Source organism: Frankia alni ACN14a, from assembly GCF_000058485.1.
GTDB classification, from domain to species: Bacteria; Actinomycetota; Actinomycetes; order Frankiales; family Frankiaceae; genus Frankia; species Frankia alni.
Window position 1 is genome coordinate 5,153,973 of the sequence record NC_008278.1, and the last position, 18,407, is coordinate 5,172,379.

The 18,407-nt window shown below is 73.8% G+C and carries 13 protein-coding genes; 3 read left to right on the top strand and 10 right to left on the bottom strand.

All coding sequences use genetic code 11. The annotated features are described in order from the left end of the window. Nucleotides 1-182 precede the first annotated feature (182 nt). Nucleotides 183-1,862, top strand: coding sequence for an LCP family protein (locus FRAAL_RS20760; protein WP_157892170.1), 1,680 nt, complete (start codon nt 183-185; stop codon nt 1,860-1,862). A gap of 381 nt (nt 1,863-2,243) precedes the next feature. On the opposite strand, the gene FRAAL_RS33995 is transcribed toward FRAAL_RS20760, so the two are convergent. Further along, nucleotides 2,244-3,158: a hypothetical protein gene (locus FRAAL_RS33995; protein WP_011605876.1), complete on the bottom strand. Its 915-nt coding sequence runs from the start codon at nt 3,156-3,158 to the stop codon at nt 2,244-2,246. 700 nt (nt 3,159-3,858) lie between these two features. Between FRAAL_RS33995 and FRAAL_RS20775 the strand changes: the two genes are divergently transcribed. Beyond that, nucleotides 3,859-6,327 (top strand): CaiB/BaiF CoA-transferase family protein, encoded by a 2,469-nt coding sequence (locus tag FRAAL_RS20775; RefSeq protein WP_157892171.1) that lies wholly within the window; start codon nt 3,859-3,861, stop codon nt 6,325-6,327. Nucleotides 6,328-6,415: 88 nt separating this feature from the next. Beyond that, entirely contained in the window at nt 6,416-8,794 is a 2,379-nt protein-coding gene (locus tag FRAAL_RS20780) for an acetyl-CoA acetyltransferase (RefSeq protein WP_041939569.1), read from the top strand. A 6-nt stretch (nt 8,795-8,800) separates the two neighbouring features. Here FRAAL_RS20780 and FRAAL_RS20785 read toward each other — a convergent pair whose 3' ends face one another. From FRAAL_RS20785 to FRAAL_RS20825, 9 genes are all read right to left on the bottom strand, one after another. After that, complete coding sequence (locus FRAAL_RS20785) at nt 8,801-9,649, bottom strand: enoyl-CoA hydratase/isomerase family protein (RefSeq protein ID WP_011605881.1); 849 nt, start codon at nt 9,647-9,649, stop codon at nt 8,801-8,803. Nucleotides 9,650-9,767: 118 nt separating this feature from the next. Continuing rightward, entirely contained in the window at nt 9,768-10,607 is an 840-nt protein-coding gene (locus FRAAL_RS20790; protein ID WP_011605882.1) for an acyl-CoA thioesterase, read from the bottom strand. Between the two features lie 15 nt (nt 10,608-10,622). Then, nucleotides 10,623-11,750 (bottom strand): CaiB/BaiF CoA transferase family protein, encoded by a 1,128-nt coding sequence (locus tag FRAAL_RS20795; protein ID WP_050997420.1) that lies wholly within the window; start codon nt 11,748-11,750, stop codon nt 10,623-10,625. A 122-nt stretch (nt 11,751-11,872) separates the two neighbouring features. After that, entirely contained in the window at nt 11,873-13,102 is a 1,230-nt protein-coding gene (locus tag FRAAL_RS20800) for an acyl-CoA dehydrogenase family protein (RefSeq protein WP_011605884.1), read from the bottom strand. 30 nt (nt 13,103-13,132) lie between these two features. Next, nucleotides 13,133-14,218 carry a phosphotransferase family protein gene (locus tag FRAAL_RS20805; protein ID WP_011605885.1) on the bottom strand — a complete coding sequence of 362 codons (1,086 nt, stop codon included), beginning with the start codon at nt 14,216-14,218 and terminating at the stop codon, nt 13,133-13,135. Next, nucleotides 14,215-15,078 carry an enoyl-CoA hydratase gene (locus FRAAL_RS20810; RefSeq protein ID WP_011605886.1) on the bottom strand — a complete coding sequence of 288 codons (864 nt, stop codon included), beginning with the start codon at nt 15,076-15,078 and terminating at the stop codon, nt 14,215-14,217. Before FRAAL_RS20810 ends, FRAAL_RS20805 begins: the two co-directional genes overlap by 4 nt. A gap of 90 nt (nt 15,079-15,168) precedes the next feature. Then, complete coding sequence (locus tag FRAAL_RS20815) at nt 15,169-15,999, bottom strand: enoyl-CoA hydratase-related protein (protein WP_011605887.1); 831 nt, start codon at nt 15,997-15,999, stop codon at nt 15,169-15,171. A gap of 324 nt (nt 16,000-16,323) precedes the next feature. Then, complete coding sequence (locus tag FRAAL_RS20820) at nt 16,324-17,190, bottom strand: SDR family NAD(P)-dependent oxidoreductase (protein ID WP_011605888.1); 867 nt, start codon at nt 17,188-17,190, stop codon at nt 16,324-16,326. Further along, nucleotides 17,187-18,194 carry an LLM class F420-dependent oxidoreductase gene (locus FRAAL_RS20825; RefSeq protein ID WP_011605889.1) on the bottom strand — a complete coding sequence of 336 codons (1,008 nt, stop codon included), beginning with the start codon at nt 18,192-18,194 and terminating at the stop codon, nt 17,187-17,189. The genes FRAAL_RS20820 and FRAAL_RS20825 overlap by 4 nt, the downstream gene beginning before the upstream one ends. Nucleotides 18,195-18,407 lie beyond the last annotated feature (213 nt).

Genomic DNA, 18,407 nt, shown 5'->3' on the forward strand with positions numbered 1-18,407 from the left:
CGACGGTGATCGACGGAGACGACGTCGATCGAGGGACGAATCCCGACAGGGTGCCGCCCCCATCGCGCCACGTATACGGGGAATCCCGTCGACACCCCTCACGGTAAGCCAATAACCCATACGTGTTACTTTCCGCACTACGTCGGACCCTGCCCGCAGGGCCCCTCGAGGAAAGGCGGGATGTGACCGCACCGCACCTGCAGTACGACGCCGTGGACAGCATGCGAGTCCTCCCCTCTCGGCTGGATCCGCGGGGTTCGGGACCCGGCCGGTCGGGACGCGGCTCGGGGCCCGGCGGCCCTCCCCCGCGGCGTCGGCGCGGGATGCTGGCCTTCCTCTCCTTCGTGTCCTGCTGCGTGCTGCTGGTCACGGTCGGCGGCTGGGCCGCCTACTCGTTCATCAACGGCAAGGTCAACCGCATCGACCTCGGGCTCTCCGACGGCAGCTCCAGCGGAGTGGGCGTGGCGAACTACCTGCTGGTCGGCACGGACAGCCGGGCCGGCACCGGCGGGGAGTACGGCGACGTCGAGGGGCAGCGTTCCGACACGACGATCCTCGCCCACCTGAGCAAGGACGGGACCACGACGATGATCTCGTTCCCCCGGGACATGTACGTGACGATCCCCGAGTACACCGACACGAACGGCAAGCGCCACGCGTCGACGAAGGACAAGTTCAACGCGGCCATCTCGTCGGGCGGCCCGTCACTGCTGGTCAAGACCATCGAGAGCCTCACCGGCATGCAGGTGGACCACTACATCTCGATGGACCTGCAGGGCTTCAAGAAGATCACCGACGCCATCGGGGGCGTCGAGGTGTGCATCAAGCCCTCGAACGCGCCGCCCCAGCGCTTCCAGGACGACAACGGCCGGTGGCGGGTCAGCACGAACACCAACGACCCGATGAGCGGCTTCCACGGCGGCCCGGGCACCATCCAGGTCGACGGGGACCAGGCGCTGGCCTTCGTCCGCCAACGCCACGGCCTGCCCGCCGGCGACACCGACCGGATCAGCCGCCAGCAGCAGTTCATCGGCGCCATGTTCCACAAGATCATGAATGGTGACACGCTGACGAACCCGATCAAGGCCGAGCGGCTGGTGTCCACCGCGGCGGGGGCGCTCACCCTCGACGAGCACACGACCATCGCCGACCTGCGCGGCCTGGCGACCCGCATCAAGGGCCTGACCAGCGGCGGGATCCGGATGCAGACCGTGCCCACCCACGCCCCGACCCGCGCCGAGGGCGCCGTCGACGACATGGGCGACATCCGCCTGCACGGCACCCGCGCGTCGGTGCAGTTCTACCGGCCCGACGACCTGCTGCGGATCGTCAATCCGCTCGGTGGCCGCGTCGAGGGCGCCACCACGTCGGGCGACGCGGGCGCGGGCGCTGGCCCGTCGCTCGCCCCGGGCGCCACCGCGGCCCCGTCGCAGGTCCGCGTCACCGTCTACAACGGCTCCTCCCGCTCCGGCCTCGCCTCCCAGGTCACCGCCGCGCTGACCCGCAAGGGCTTCCACGCACGCAACGCCGGCAACGCCTCGGCACTCACCCATGTGACCTCCCGGGTCATCTACGGGCCGGGGCAGGAGGCCGAGGCGCGCACCGTCGCCGCGGCCGTGCCGGGATCGAGCGTGCTGGCCGACTCCAGCGTCACCGGCGTCCAGCTCGTCCTCGGTTCCGGATTCACCGAGGTCGTCACGCCGGCAGTCTCCTCGGGCACCGGGACGTCCAGCGCCAACCCGGCCCCGGCGGCCGGCGGCACGACGGCCGGCGACGCGACGGCCGGCGACGCGACGGCCGGAGCCACCCCCGCCGTCCAGGGCCCGACCGCCCCTCCCGAGGCCCCCACCTGCACCTACTGACCGATCCCTCCCCGGCAAGCCGATCGCCGGCTCGACACCGAGCCCCCGGTCGGCGGGATCATCGACCGAAGGAATTGCTGAACCGCTCCGGAACCTCAGGCGGGAAAGCCTCTCCCACACCCGCGGCAACTTAGCCGGGCCGGCCCGCCGACGGCGCATCGTCGTCGGCGGGTCGGCGCGCCGGGCATTCCTCGAACAATGGGAATGCCGCGTCCAGGCCACCTTGACGATCGACCAAAAACAAACCAGGCACCACCCGACAAGGTAATGACGACCGCCTTACCGGTAGTTCTTCCGCGCCGGGAATCGCACGCTGCACGGAGCCCGGTAGCGGGAGTGCCCCGGCGGCGGGGGCACCCGGCGCGTCCCGCAGTGCCGGCGTCAGCAGCCGCCCACCGGGGACGGGTGGGGCACCTCGGAGGGCGTGAACACCCGGCCGCGCTCGGCGGCGGCGACGAGGGTGAGCACGCCGTCGCGCCAGACGGGCCGCACGTGGTTGCGGGTGCGCAGGAGGTCGGACCGGCGGGGCTCCGCCTGCCCGGTGGGCACGACGACCCGGCCCACCGCGGTCTGCCCGAGCACGGTCTCCACCAGCACGGTGCCGCGCAGCCGGCCGACCCCCGGGTAGACGACGGCTCGCCCGCCCTGCCGGCCGGCGTGGTCCGCGACGGCCTGCGCGGCGCCGTCCGCGAGCTCGGGCGGGCCGATCCGTTCAGCCCCGCAGGCCAGCCCCACCGGCCCCGTGACCAGCGCCCCGACAGCGAGAAACTCGACCATCGATCCGGTCGACGCACCGGGCGCTGCCGCGCCGTCAAGCCCTCCGGCCCGGTATCCCCCGACCAGGTATCCCCCGAGCAGGTGTCCCCCGACCGGGCTCGCCCCGACCAGGCCTGTCTCGGCCGGTCCCGCCCCGGCCGGTCCCGCCCCGACCGGTCCTGGCCCGACCGGTCCTGGCCCGACCGGTCCTGGCCCGGCCAGGCCTGCCCCGACCAGCTCTGCCCCGACTGGGCCTGCCCCGACCAACGTGGCCGCGGCGGCGCGCCGGGCCGCCGCCAGCTCCACGATCGCCAGCTCGCCGGCGAGATGCGCCACGCGCCGCCAGCTACCCGGATCGCGCCAGGTCGGCGGCAGCGCGAACGACAGGGCCACGTGTGCGTTGTCCGCGCCGACGAGGTGGGTGCAGGCGACGGTGTCCCCCGGCAGGTCCAGCGCCTCGACCAGCCGGTGGATCAGCAGGTCGGCGTCGCGCAGCGAGGTGCAGCCGGCGTCGACCCCGACGATGAGCGACCCGGTCATCGCACGGGCGCCAGCACGGCGGGCCCCAGCACGGCGGACGCCAGCACGGCCGGCACCGCGGTGTCGGGTCGCGTCAGCCCGTCGACCGCGACCGCCGAGCAGGACGGGCCGGCCGGGCAGACCGGGCCCGGACGCCGACGCCCACCGCGACGATCCGCACGGTGCTCGTGATCCCCCATGTCGATCCCTTCGATGACCGCCGCGCCGCACGTGAGCATCCGGCGCGCCGAGCAGAGGGTGGCAGCGCCGGATGAACGTCCGGCCAACAGGAGAGGGCCACATCGTTGTGACCACATCCTTTCTAGTCAGAAAACGGCAGTCCGACTCGCTCCGTAGCCCATCTCGGCTATGACAATGAGGCCGTTTCTAGTCACCTGACCTTTTGGTCAGTAGTTCCACCGGATTTCGCGGGCCGATGGGGGACCACGTTCGTGGGGTCCGGACCGGACACGCGCCACCGTGCGTCCGTTGGCACGTCCGATTGGCACGCAACGCAATGGCGTCGCCGCGACACCGGGTGTTCGCTGGAGCCGGTGGCGACGATCGAGCGGCGGCTCAGCCCGCACGGCAGGGCGCGATCCCGCCCAGCTCCCCTGCCCGGCCGGGCAGCCGCGCCGCGGCTCTCGCCGTCGCCGCGCGGGCAGACCCGTGGACGTCCTCCCGCACCTGCATCCATCCGATCGACGAGAGGGAAGAGCCGATGACCGGCCGAGCTGGGCCCCCCGGTGTGGACCTACCGCTGGCGGGGGTGCGGGTGCTGGACCTGGCGGACGGCCGCTGCGAGTCGACCGGCCGCTACCTGGCCGACCTCGGCGCCGAGGTGCTGCGGATCGAACCGCCGGGCGGCGCGGCGTCGCGGCGGGTGGGCCCCTTCACCGAGGACGGGACGAGCCTGTCGTTCGCGGTCCATGCGATCAACAAGCGTGCCGCGGTGGTGGACCTGACCACGGCGGCGGGCCGGGAGCTCCTGGGCGCGCTGGCGGCGACCGCGGACATCCTGCTGCACACCGCCCGTCCGGACCAGCAGGCGGCGCTCGGCCTCGACCCCGAGGGCCTGCTGGCCGCCCACCCGGGCCTCGTCGTCGTCTCCATCACCGACTTCGGACTGACGGGTCCGTACCGGGACTGGACGGGCAGCAGTGACGTGCACGTGGCGATCGGCGGCCTGCTGTCCCGCTCGGGCCTGCCCGGCCTGCCGCCCCTGCTTCCGCCGGCGTTCCTGGCCGACGAGTGCGCCGCCGCGCAGGCCGCCTGGGCCACACTGGTCGCGTACGCCAACCGGCTGGACACGGGACGCGGCGACGCCGTCGACTTCTCGCTGCTCGAGGCCGTGGCCCAGGTCCTCGACCCGGGCTACGGCATCTCGGGCAGCGCCCGCGCGGGGGCGACGGTGCGCGACCTCCCGCGGGGGCGGCCCGACGCCCGCCACCTGTACCCGATCTTCCCCGCGGCCGACGGCTGGGTGCGGATCTGCCTGCTCGCGGCGCGGCAGTGGCGAGGGATGTTCCGCTGGCTCGGCGAACCGGCCCAGTTCGCCGAGCCGAAATACGACAACATCGGCGTCCGCTTCGCCGCCGCCGGCGAGCTCTACCCGCTGATCGGGAAGCTGTTCGCCGAGCGCACCATGGAGACGATCGTCGCCGAGTCGATCGGGTTCGGCGTGCCCGCCGCCGCCCTGCTCGACGCCGCCGCGACGGTGGCCGGCGAGCATGTCCGCGCGCGGGGGACGTTCGTGCCCGTCGAGGTCGCCCCGGGCGTGACGGTGCCGGTGGCCGACGGGCTGGTGGAGATCGACGGTGTCCGGGCCGGCCGGCGGTTCGGCCCGCCGCCTCTCGGCGAGTGCGACCCCGCGGTCCTCGTGACCACCGCAGCCGCCTCGCGACCCGGTCCGGAGCGGGCAGGCGACCTGATCGGTGCGGCGGGGGCGCCGCGCCATCCGTTCGCCGGGCTGCGGGTACTCGACCTCGGGGTGATCGTCGTCGGGGCGGAGCTGGGCCGGCTGTTCGCCGATCACGGCGCCGAGGTCATCAAGGTCGAGAACAGGGCTTTCCCGGACGGCTCGCGGCAGAACCGCAGCGGCGGGCAGATGAGCGAGAGCTTCGCCTGGGGCCACCGCAACAAGTCCAGTCTCGGGCTGAACCTGCGCGACCCGCGCGGCCAGGCGATCTTCCTGCGGCTGGCCGCGTCCGCCGACGTCGTGCTGTCGAACTTCAAGCCGGGCGCCATGGAGTCGCTCGGACTCGGTTATGACGAGCTCGCCCGGGTGAACCCGGGGATCATCGTCGCCGACAGCAGCGCGTTCGGCTCGACCGGGCCGTGGAGCCGCCGCCTCGGCTACGGGCCGCTGGTGCGGGCCACCGCCGGCCTCAGCGAGCTGTGGCGCTACCCGGACCTGCCGGACGGGTTCTGCGACGCGATCACGATCTACCCCGATCACGTCGCCGCCCGGGTGAGCGCGGTGGCGGTGCTGGCGCTGCTGCTGCGCCGGCGGCGCACCGGCCGCGGCGGCACGGTGAGCGCCGCCCAGATCGAGACGATCTTCTACCAGATGGGGGCGGGTCTCGCCGAGGAGTACCTGCGCCCCGGGTCGGTCCGCGCCGAGGGCAACGACCGGCGCGGCGACGCCCCACGCGGGCTGTTCGCCTGCGCCGGGGACGACGAGTGGTGCGTCGTCGACGTGAACGCCGGCGGCGACGGCGACACGACGTTCGGCCGGCTCGCCGACGTCGTGGGCGAGCCGCGCTGGCGGGACGACCCCCGGTTCGCCACCGCGGCCGGCCGCGACGCCCACCGGGCGGAGATCAACGCCGCGGTGGGCCGCTGGACCGCGACCCACACCCCGGCGCAGGCCGCCCGCCACCTGCAGGAACACGGCGTGCCCGCCGGGCAGATGCTGCGGGTGCACGAGCTGCCGGCCGATCCGCAGCTCGCCGCCCGGCGCCTGCTCGTCGAGCAGGACCAGCCCCAGCTGCCGCCGCCGCTGCTGACGCTGGGTGGTGAGGCCCACTACCGGGGCGTCGCCGACCCGCTCACCGGCCCGGCGCCGCTGGTCGCCGAGCACACCCGCGAGCTGGCCGAACGCCTGCTCGGCCTGACCCCCGCCGAGGTGGACGCACTGGTCGCCGCGGGCGTGCTCGAAGCACCGTCCCCTGCCCTGCCCGTGCCGTGACCGGGACCGGTCCGCAGCCGTCCGTCTCCGCCGGCGGCCGTCGACCCAGGCAGAGTGACCAGTACGTTCGGCACGATCAGGAGATGTGATGAGCACCCGCGACGACCTCGACCTGGACCTCGACCCCGCGACGCCGGTGCTGGTCGGGGTCGGCCAGCACGCCGAGCAGCCCGGCCGGCCCGGGTACGCGCGGCTGTCCGCGGTGGAGCTGGCGGCGGCGGCGGCCCGACGGGCGGTCGAGGACGCCGGCATCGATCCGGCCGCGATCGACACGGTGGCGGGGGTCCGCCAGTTCGAGATCTCCGGCGCCCGGGCGAAGGCCCCGCTGGGCCGGTCGGACAACTACCCACGCTCGGTCGCCGCCCGCCTCGGCGCCAACCCCGCGCGCGCCGTACTCGAAGTCGTCGGCGGCCAGTCGCCGCAGCACCTCGTCAACGAGTTCGCCGCGGCGATCGCGACCGGCGCAGGGCCCGAGGTCGTGCTGCTGTTCGGCTCGGAGGCGATCTCCACCACGCGGGCGCTCGCCGACGCCCCCGACCGGCCCGACTTCACCGAACACGTCGGCGGCCAACTCGACGACCGCGGCTACGGCCTGACCGGACTGTCGTCGCGCTATCACGCCACCCACGGCCTGCTCGGCGCACCCAGCCAGTACGCCCTGTTCGAAAACGCCCGCCGGGCGAGGCTGAAACTGTCCCGCGCCGAGTACGCCCAGGCCATGGGCGAACTGTTCGCCCCCTTCACCACGGTCGCCGCCGCCAACCCCTACGCCGCAGCTCCCGTCGAACGCGACGCGACCGAGATCGCCACCGTCACCGAACGCAACCGGATGATCGCCGACCCCTACCCGCGGTTCGTCGTCGCCCGCGACCAGGTCAACCAGGGCGCCGCCGTCCTGCTCACCTCGGTCGCCGCCGCCCGCCGCCTCGGCGTGCCACCCGAAAAGTGGATCTTCCTGGCCGGCCACGCCGACCTACGCGAACGCGACCTGCTCGCCCGCGCCGACCTCTCGACCAGCCCCGCCGCGATCATGGCCGTCCGCCACGCCCTCGACGTCGCCGGCCGCACCCTCGACGAGATCAGCACCTTCGACCTGTACAGCTGCTTCCCCATCGCCGTGTTCAACGTCTGCGACGGCCTCGGCCTCGCCCCCGACGACCCCCGCGGGCTGACCCTCACCGGCGGCCTGCCGTTCTTCGGCGGCGCCGGCAACAACTACTCCATGCACGCCATCGCCGAAACCGTCGCCCGGCTGCGCGCCACCCCCGGCTCCCACGGCCTCGTCGGCGCCAACGGCGGCTCCCTGTCCAAATACTCCGTCGGCATCTACACCACCACCCCCACACCGTGGCGGCCCGACCACAGCGCCACCCTCCAGGCCGAGATCGACTCCTGGGAACCCGTCGCGGTCGCGACCCGCGCCGACGGCCCGGCGACGATCGAGACGTTCACCATCACCCACGGCCGTGACGGCCAGCGCACCGGCATCATCGTCGGCCGCCTCGACCGCGACGGCCGGCGCTTCCTCGCCACCACCACCCGCGGCGACACCGACCTGCTCGACCTGCTGGCCGGCGAATCCCCGTTCGGCGAACAGATCTTCGTGCGCGCCACCGCGGACGGCAACCGGGCCGCCGTCAGCCGCGCCGCCCTGACCGCCCTGCTCCCCACCCGCAGCCCTGGTTTCCGCGACGGCTACGAGCACATCCTCGTCCGCCGAGACGGCCACCTCCTCGAGGTCACCATCAACCGGCCCCAGGTCCGCAACGCGCTGCATCCGCCGGCGAACACCGAGCTGGCCGAGGTCTTCGACGCCTACTTCGCCGACCCCGACCTGTGGGTCGCGATCATCACCGGTGCCGGGGACACCGCGTTCAGCGCCGGCAACGACCTGACCTGGACAGCCAGCGGCAAACGCGGCTCGGTGCCGCTGACCGGCTTCGCCGGGCTCACCAGCCGCCGGGACCTGACCAAACCCGTCATCGCCGCCGTCAACGGCCACGCCCTCGGCGGCGGCTGCGAAATCGCCCTCGCCTGCCACCTCGTCGTCGCCGACACCACCGCCCGGTTCGCCCTCACCGAAGTCCGCGTCGGCCTCGCCGCCGGCGCCGGCGGCCTGGTCCGCCTCCCCCGCGCCCTGCCGCCGAAGCTCGCCACCGAGATGATCCTCACCGGCCGCCGCCTCGACGCCACCGAAGCCCACGCGCACGGCCTTGTCAACCGGATCGTCCCCGCCGGCACCGCCCTCGACGGCGCCCGCGCGCTCGCCGCCGACATCCTCGCCGGCTCACCCACCTCGGTACGCGTCTCCCTGCAGATCATGAACGAGACCGCCGGGATCACCGACCCCCACGACGCCGTCACCCACGACTCCCCTGCCCTCGACGACCTCCTCCTCAGCGAGGACATGCTCGAAGGCCTCACCGCCTTCGCCGAGAAACGCACCCCCCACTGGCGCAACCGCTGACCGCACTCAGCCGTTGGTGTAGGTCGGCGGGCGCTTCTCGCGAAACGCCGAGATCTGCTCGGTGTGGTCGCGGGTGAAGGCGGTCATGATCTGGGTGCGGTTCTCCAGGTCGATGCCCGCCTGCAGGCTGCCGACCTCGAGCTGGCTCCAGGCCACCTCCTTGGTCATCCACACGCCCATCGGGCTGTTCGCCGTGATCTGCGCGGCGATCTCCAGGGCGGCGTCGAGCGTCTCGCCGTCGGGGACGACCCGGCTGACCAGGCCGAGCCGCTCCGCCTCGGCGGCGTCGACGAGCCGGCCGGTGAGCAGCAGCTCGTGCGACCGCCCGGCGCCGATCAGCCGGGGCAGCAGCCAGCTCACCCCGATGTCGCAGCCGGACAGGCCGATGCGGACGAACGCGGCGTTGAACCGGGCGGAGGTGGCGGCGACCCGGATGTCGGCGGCCAGCGCCAGGCCGAATCCGCCGCCCGCCGCCGGCCCGTTCACCGCGGCGATCACCGGCTGTGCGAGGTTGCGCAGCCGGGGGACGAGGGCCGCGATCGCCTGTTGGGTGTGCAGGCGGGCCTGCGGGGAGGCATCGGCCTCGCCCGCCCGCTTGCCCGGCATGCTGAACAGGTCCAGCCCGGCGCAGAATCCGCGACCGGCGCCGGTCAGCACCACGACCCGGCACGCCTCGTCGGCGGTCACCTCGTCGAGGGCGTGGTGCAGGTCGCGGATCATTTCCGCGGACAGTGCGTTGAGCCGCTCCGGCCGGTTCATCGTCAGCACGCGCACGCCCGGCGCGGGCTGCGTCACCAGCACCGTGCGGCCCTCGGCCGCAGTGTCCCGCAGATACAGATCGCCGTTGAGGTACACGGGCCCGCCCTTCGCTCGGATCGGCCGTCTCGGACAGGCCGTCTCGGATCGGCCCTCTCGGATCGCCGGCGCTGGCGTCGCGCCTTCGGGGGCCGTGGGCGACGCCGGCCCGGTCGGGTCAGCTCGTCGTCGGGGGCATCGGCCTCGGCCGGCTGGTATCACGGTGGACCCGGAAGAGCGCCTCCTGGCTCAGGCTCGCGCCGAGGATGCCGTCGGCGGTGTGGATCGTGCCGGAGTACAGCCCGCGTCCCCCCGCCGCCGAGTGCGGGACCAGGTCGAGCAGCACCCAGTCGTCCATCCGGATCGGCCGGTGGAACCAGACGGCGTGGTCGAGGCTCGCGCCCGAGAGGGCCGCGCCGCCGGGAAACGCCGCGAGGCCGGTGAAGGTGTCCGACAGGTAGGTCAGGACGCAGGCGTGCAGCAGCCGGTCGTCGGGCAGCGCGACGGTGCTGCGCGCCCACACGCGGGTGGGCCACCCGGAGTTCTCGTAGGGCTGTTTCGGCAGCCGGCCCTCGATCGAGAACAGCCGACCGAAGCGCAGCTGGTCGGCCGTGTCCGGGTCGCCGGCGTCGGGCATCGGGTCGACCTGGTGGTCGGCGCCGTCCTCCGGGACCTGGAACGACACCGACATGTTGAAGATGACCTTGCCGCCCTGGACGGCGACGACCCGGCGGGCGGAGAACGACCGGCCGTCCCGGTCCCGCTCCACCCGGAAGATCGTCGGCCGGGAGGCGTCCCCGCTGCGCAGGTAGTAGCCGTGTAACGAGTGCGGGACGCGCCCGGTGGGCACCGTGCGTCCGGCGGCGAGCAACGCCTGGGCGGCGACCTGCCCGCCGTAGAGGGAGTACCGGTCCTCGAACACCGTCAGGGCCCGGTAGAGGTCCTGGTCCAGCTCCTCCAGCTCCAGCAGATCGAGAATCGAGGCCCCCGGCTCGGCCGGCGGCGGCACGCTGCTCACATTCGCCCCCTTGCGTCAGCTGGCGGTGGTCAGGCCCCAGGCCTGTCTCACCTGGGCGAGGGTGGAGCTGCCCACGGCCGGTCCCATCTCGGCGACCCGCCCCGGGGTGCGCGAGAAGCGCGGCGCCGGGGCCGGAGCCACCTCGTCGCCCAGGTCGACGAACACCTCCCGGGCGGCCAGATGCGGGTGCGCGCGCGCCTCCGACCAGCTCAGCACCGGCGCCGCACAAGCGTCGGTGCCGTTGAACACCTGCTCCCACTCCGCCCGGGTGCGGCTGGCGAACACGGTGGCGAACGCCGCGCGCATCTGCGGCCAGCGGCTGGCGTCGTTCTGGGCGTCCGCCCACTCCGGCAGGCCCAGCAGCTCGACGAGCCTGGCGTAGAACTGCGCCTCGATGGCGCCGACGGAGAACCAGCCGCCGTCGGCGGTCTCGTAGACGTCGTACCAGGGTCGGCCGGTGTCCAGCATGTTCGTGCCCCGCGGCTCGCCCCACTCCTTGCGGGAGATCATCGACCACATCATCGCCGACAGCGACGCCACCCCGTCGACGATGGCGCAGTCGACGACCTGCCCCCGGCCGGAGCCGCGGGCCTCGTGCAGCGCGGCGAGGATGCCGACGACGAGGTACAGCGCGCCGCCGCCGAAGTCGCCGACCAGGTTCAGCGGCACCTGCGGCGGCCCGCCCGCCCGGCCGATCGCGCCCAGCGCCCCGGTGATCGCGACGTAGTTGATGTCGTGGCCGGCGGAGCGCGACCAGGGACCCTCCTGGCCCCACCCGGTCATCCGGCCGTAGACCAGTGCGGGGTTGCGGGCGAGCAGCGCGTCGGGCCCGAGGCCGAGCCGCTCGGTGACCCCCGGCCGGTAGCCCTCGATGAACACGTGGGCGGCGTCGATCAGGTCCAGCAGACCGGCGTGCTCGTCGGGGTTCTTCAGGTCGAGCGCGACGGACGGTCGACCACGGGTCAGCCAGTCGGGCTGCGTGCCCACGGTGGCCGGCTTGTCCACCCGGATGACGTCCGCGCCGAGCTCGGTGAGCAGCGTGGCCGCGAACGGCGCCGGCCCGATGCCGGCCAACTCGATGACCCGCACGCCGTGCAACGGGCCGTACGCGGCCGCGGGAGAGGGGGTCGAGGGGTCGGGCATCATCGCTCCTTCGGGGTGGATCACGGCTTCCGGGCGGGTCAGTACTTCCGGGTGGATCGCGGCTTCGGGGTAAAACAGGTCCCTGGCTCGGATCATGCCGTTCCCGGCCGCGTGGTGCCTGGTCAGCCGGGGGTGGGGATGCCGGAGGCCGCCGGCGCCGGGACGGCCGGGGTGGTGGTCCGCGCCCGCAGCAGGCGCCGGGCGACGGCGTGCTTGTGCACCTCGGTCGGGCCGTCGTAGAGGCGGAACGCCCGAATGTCCCGGAAGATCATCTCGACGACGGTCTCGTCGGTCACCCCGATGCCGCCGAGGACCTGCACGCAGCGGTCGGCGACGCGGAACAGCTCCTCGGACACGTAGCACTTGACCTTCGACGCCTCGTGCCTGCCCTGTTCCCCCCGGTCGAGCAGCCAGCAGGCGTGCCAGATCGCCAGCCGGCAGTTGTCCAGTGCGATCTCGTTGTCGGCGAGCTGGAAGCCGACGCCCTGGTGCTCCCCGATCGGGCGACCGAACGCCGTGCGGGTGCGGGCGTGCTCGACGGCGATGCTGTGCGCCCGGTCGGCCGCGCCCAGCCAGCGCATGCAGTGGGTCAGCCGGGCCGGGGTGAGCCGCAGCTGGGCGTAGCGGAAGGCGTCGCCGGGCGTGCCGAGCACCGCCGAGGCGGGCAGGCGCAGGTCGCGGAAGGTCACCACGCCGTGACCCTCGACGTAGTTGCGGTCCATGGTGTTCATGACCCGCTCCACCTCGATGCCGGGTGTGTCGCCCCGGGTGAGGAACAGCGTCGGGCCGCCCAGCCCGTCGGCGCCGGGGGCCAGCCGGGCCATGATGATCCAGGTCAGCGCGCCGTTCGCCCCGGTGATCAGCCACTTGCGCCCGTTGACCACGAAGTCGTCGCCGTCGCGGACGGCCTCGGTGAGCAGCTGGTTCGGGTCGGAGCCGGCGCCGCCCGGCTCGGTCATCGCGAACACCGAGCGCGCCCCGCCCTCAATGACCGGCCGCAGGAACTCCTCCTGCTGCTCCGGGTCGGCGATCTTCGCCAGCAGCCCCATGTTCGCCTCGTCCGGCGCGGCGCAGTTCATCGCCACCGGCCCGAGCGTCGACCAGCCGGCCGCCTCGTAGACCACCGCCTGCTCGATGTGGGTGAGCTCCCGGCCGCCGAACCTCCTCGGCGCCTGGATGGTCAGCAGGCCGGCCTTACGCGCCAGGCCGACGAGGTCCTGGCGCAGCTCGTCGGTGGGGCCGTGCGCGGTCAGCCGCGGGTCGCGCTCGAACGGGACGATCTCGTTCTCGACGAACGACCGCACCCGCTCCCGAAGATCCACCAGCTCCTGCGGAAGACTGAAATCGATCATGATTTTCCCTGCAGTCTCGTCGGAATGCGGTCAGGGGCGGGCGGCGGTGAGGTCCGCCGTCCAGCCGAGCACGGCGTCGGCGATCCGCGCGAACCCGGCGTAGCGGGGGCCGGCCACCGGATCGCCGGCGAAGCGCCGGTACAGCTGCATCCAGGCGATCGCCAGCCGTAACCGGGCCAGCGCCAGATGGAAGCCCAGCTCGGCCGGCGGGCGGCCCGCCGCGGCGAAGTAGCCCGCGGCGACCTGCTCGCGCCGCGGGAAGCCGGGTTCGAGCGAGGGCACCTGGCGCAGCTCGTGCAGCGCCGGCGGGTCGTCCGGCTCGATCCAGTAGGACAGCAGCACCGCCAGGTCGAACAGGGGGTCGCCGCGGGTCGTCATGTCCCAGTCGAGGACGGCGACCGGGGCGAGGGTCCCCGGGGCGACGAGCATGTTGTCGAACTTGAGGTCGCCGTGGATCAGGCGCGCCTCGCCCGCCGGCACGTCGACGACGGCGGCGCGCAGCCAGCCGATCACCGCCCTGGCGGCGGCCGGCGGCCCGTCGGGGTACACCGCGGCGGCCCGGCGAGCCCAGCCCTCCACCTGCCGGCCGAGGAACCCCTCGGGCCGGCCGAGATCCCCGAGCCCGACCGACGCCGGGTCCAGGGCGTGCAGGGCTGCCATCGCCGCCAGCAGGGTCGCGGTCAGCCGCCCGGGAACCGAGTCGGCACCGGCGGGCTCGGCCGCGGCGAGCGCGGGCGGCACGGTGGCGCCGACGGTGACGCCGTCGCGGTACTCCAGCACCTGGAACTGGGCGCCGAGAACGTCGGTGTCGGTGCAGAAGTGCACCCCGCGCGGGGCGAGCGGGTAGCCCGCGCCGAGCTGGCGCAGCACCCGCCACTCGCGCGCCATGTCGTTGGCGCCCTCCGCCGACGGCCCGGGCGGCGGGCGGCGCAGCACGGCGGGGCTGCCGTTCACGGACACCAGATAGTTGAGGTTCGCCAGGCCACCGGCGAACTGGCGGGGAGCGACGTCGGTGTCCAGGTGCAGCCCGTGACGGGCCAGCTCGGCGGCGACCCGGTCCCAGGGCTGGGCGATCGTCGTCTCGGGCGGTCGGAACCGCGGGTCGACGCCGGTCACCCCGCGTCCCCCGAGCCGGAGGCGGCGGGCGCGGCGGGCGCGGCGGGCGCGGCGGTGAGCTGGCCTCGGTTCCCGGCGACGATGCCCGCGCGGCGGCCGGCGACGCCGCCGGCGTCGAAGCCGCGTTCCAGCCAGGCGGCGGCGGCGCGCGACTCGGCGGCCAGCGCGTCGGCGGTGCCCTGCGCCGCGATCGCCCGCGCGGAGGCGAGGAACGCCACCCGCGTCGCCGGGTCCGACGCGCGGATGCGCTGGGCGAGGCGGTGGGCGGCGGGCAGCAGGTCGTCGTGCGGGACGACCTCGCTGACCAGACCCGCGTCCCGGGCGGCCACCGGGTCGAGGAACTCACCGGACAGGCTCATCCGCAGCGCCCGGCGCTCGCCGACCGCCCGCGGAAGCAGGACACTCATTCCCCAGCTCGGCAGGACGCCGACCCGGGTGTGGGTGTCGGCGAACGCCGCCCGCTGCGAGGCGATGAGGATGTCGCAGTGCAGCGCCAGCTCGAAGCCGCCGGTGATCGCCGGACCGTTGATCGCGCCGATCAGCGGCTTGCCGGTCGGCTCCCAGGGCAGACCGGGCGGCGGGCCGGCGTCGCCCGGACGGGTCTGGGCCAGGCGCAGGTTCTCGCCGCTGCCGGCCACCTCGCCGAGGTCGAGGCCGGCGCAGAACGCCGGGTCGGCGCCGGTGAGGACGACGACGTCGACGGCGTCGTCGGCGTCCGCCGCGGCGAGCGCCGCCCGCAGGGTCCGGATCAGCCGGGCGGTCAGGGCGTTGCGTGCCTTCGGCCGGTGCAGGGTGAGGACGGCGACCCCGTCCACCCGCTCGACCAGGAGTTCACCGGTGCCGGGATCGGCGTCGACCATGACGGCTCCTCGTTCGGAAGGGTTCGGCTGTCGGGCGGCGGGCGCCGGTCAGAGCGGTGGGCGCCGGTCGTCAGAGCGGTGGGGCGCCGGTCAGAGCGGTGGGACCGCCGGCAGGTCCGGGTAGTCGGGGGCGTGCCCGCCCGCGCGCCCGCGCATCGCCTCGGCGACCTCCTCGGCCTGGAAGGCTCCCGTCTGCCAGGTCGCGATCTGGTCGAGCCCGGCGGCGACGTCGTGGTCGCGGGCGTAGAGCAGGCTCTCCTTGCTGCCCCAGACCGCCAGCGGGCTGCGCGCGGCGATCTCGGCGGCGATCTCGCGGACCCCCGCGAGCAGCGCGTCGTGGTCGTCGAACACCTCGTTGACGAGGCCGAGCTCGCGGGCCCGCGCGGCCGGCAGGCGCCGTCCGGTGTAGGCCAGCTCCCGGGCCACCCCGGCCGGGATGAGCGTCGGCAGGCGCTGCAGGGTGCCCAGGTCCGCGGTGATCCCGATGTTGGTCTCCTGGACGACGAAGAAGGCGTCGGCGGTGGCGTACCGCAGGTCGCAGGCGGTGATCAGATCGAGGCCGCCGCCGAGGCAGCCGCCCTGCACGGCCGCGAGCACCGGCATCCGGGCCCGCTCCAGCGCGGTGAAGGCGTCCTGCATGCGGGCGATGAGCCGCTTGCGGCCGGCGTTGGCACGCGCCGGGTCGCCGCCGGACAGCAGGTCGCTGTGCTCGAACGCGGACAGGTCCATCCCGGCGCAGAAGTGTCGGCCGGTCGAGGAGATGATCAGCGCCCGCACGTCACCGGCGTCGCTGAGCCGGCCGACGGCGTCGGGAAACTCCCGCCAGAACTCCGGCAGCAGCGTGTTGAGCGCGGCCGGCCGGTTGAGCACCAGCTGCGCGACCCGGCCGATGACGTCGACCTCGAAGCAGCGGTGGCCCACGGCGGACTCCTCATCTGTGCGGCACAGCTCTTCGGCGCTCCGACGACGGCCTGCCCTCGGGTCCCCGAACCCTGATCTCGATAAGAGTAAACTAAGTATACTAACTTCGCGAGCAACACCGAGGGCCGCACGGCCCCATCGACCGTGGTGGCCGGCCCGAACGGGGCCACGGTCGACCGACTCCGGGGGCGCGGCGCGCGGGCACCACGACCGCCTGCCGTGAGGTGGCCGACGCCGGCGGCCGCGTCCCCGGGCCACCCGCCCCCGCGGCGCAGAGGTGCCGTGGGGGCGGATGGGGTCGAGGCCCGGTGGGGCCCCGGCGGGTCAGGACAGGACGTAGCCGCCGTCGACGACGATCTGCTCGCCGGTCTGGTACCGGGACGCCGCCGAGGCCAGGTAGACGGCGATGCCGCCCAGGTCCGCGGGGGTGCCCCAGCGCCGGCCCAGCAGCCGCGGCAGCGAGCGGGCGGCGAACTTCTCGTCGTCGAGCAGGTCGTCGGCCAGCGCGGTGCGGATGTAGCCGGGCAGGATCGCGTTGACCCGGATGCCGTCGCGGCTCAGCTCCACCGCGCAGCTGCGGACCAGGCCGGACAGCGCCGCCTTCGCGGTGCCGTACGCCTGGGTCCGGGCGAAGCCACGGTTGGTCCCGATGATGCTCGACACCGCGACGAGGCTGCCTCCCGCGCCGGCGGCGACCATGTGCCGGGCCGCGGTGCGGAAGGTGAGGAACACCCCGTCCAGGTTGATCCGCAGCACCTGGTGCCACTGGTCGAGAGTCAGGTCGGTGAAGCGCATCGGCTCCCCGCCGATGCCGGCGTTCGCGAAGCAGGAGTCGATCCGCCCGAACACACCGACCGCCTGCTCGAACGCGTCGATGACCTGCGCCTCGTTCCCGACGTCGCAGCGCAGCGCGAGCACCTTGCCGCCGTGCGCGGCGAGGGTCTGCTCCGCGGCGGCGTTCTTACGCTCGTTCGTGCCGAGGATGACGACGTCCGCCCCGGCGGCGGCCAGCGCCTCGGCGATGCCCAGGCCGATCCCGCCGTTGCCCCCGGTGACGAGCGAGACCTGGCCCCGCAGGTCGAACGAGGCGACGTCCGCCGGCTCGGGGCTCGGGCCCGCCGCCGCGGGACGGTCCGTCGGAACGGGACCGGCGGTCGCGGTGGGACGAGCGGTCGCGGTGGGACGGGTCATCGCGTCGCGTCGAGCAGCAGGGGCCACACCGCCGGGTCGGCCTTCCAGGTGTCGTAGAAGGCCGTCCGGGTGTAGATGCCGCTGATCTTCGCGATGAGGCCCTTGCCGACCTCCTCCGGCGTCCCGACGACCGAGAACGTGTGCAGGATTTCGTCGCTGATGAGGTCGGCCATGCCGTCCCACTCGCCGCGCTTGGACAGGTTGGTGAGCTCCGGCTGCAGGTCGCCCCAGCCGTGCACGTCGAGGACGGCCTTGTAGGCCGGGGTGGAGGCGTAGAAGGCGATCTGCTTCTTGGTCCCGAAGACCGCCGCCGCCAACTCCTCCTCGGTGCGCCCGACCGTCACGAACGACGGCCCGGCGATCGCGAAGCCGTCCAGATCGGCCCTGCCGGCCTTCGCCCGCCCGCGCAGCAGCGCCGGGAGGGTGACCTCCTCGAGGTACTTCTTCGTGCTGAACGGGTGGACGAAGAAGCCGTCGGCCACCTCGCCGGCCACCTCGGTCATCCCCTCGCCGACGCCGGCGAGGTACACCGGCGGTGGGCCGTAGGAGTGCGGCGACGGCGCGAAGAACGGCGTCATGAGGGTGTGGGTGTAGAAGTCGCCGCGGAAGGCGAGCTTGGTGCCGTTCTGCCAGGAGTCCCAGATCGCCCGGGTGGCCAGGACCAGCTCGCGCATCCGGGCGGCCGGGTGCGACCAGGTCATCGAGAACCGCTTCTCGATGTGCGGCTTGATCTGCGAGCCCAGGCCCAGGATGAACCGGCCCTCGCTGTACTGGGCCAGGTCGTAGCCGAGGTAGGCCAGCGTCATCGGGGTCCGCGCGAAGGCGATCGCGATCGACGTGCCGACGCTCGCGGTCGAGGTCGCGTTGGTCGCCTGCAGCGTCTGCAGGAACGGGTCGTGGCGGGTCTCCCCCACCCAGATGCCCGCGTAGCCCTCCTTCTCGATACGCGCCGCGCCCGCCGGCGTCGCCGCGAGGTCGTCCGACAGGTTTGCGTCGATCTTCATCCGCTCTCCTCCTGATGGCGGGGCCTGTCGACGACCGCCGCGCCCGTCTCATCATGCCGCCAGGGGCCGCCAGATGACCTGCCGACGTAGTTCACCAAGTGCTCTTTGACGACGCCGATCCGCCGTGCGACGCGCGCACCCACGGCCAACCACGCCGATCGATACCGACAGCACCCGGACGATTCCAGGCGGTGCCTCCAACCGGGAGCCGCG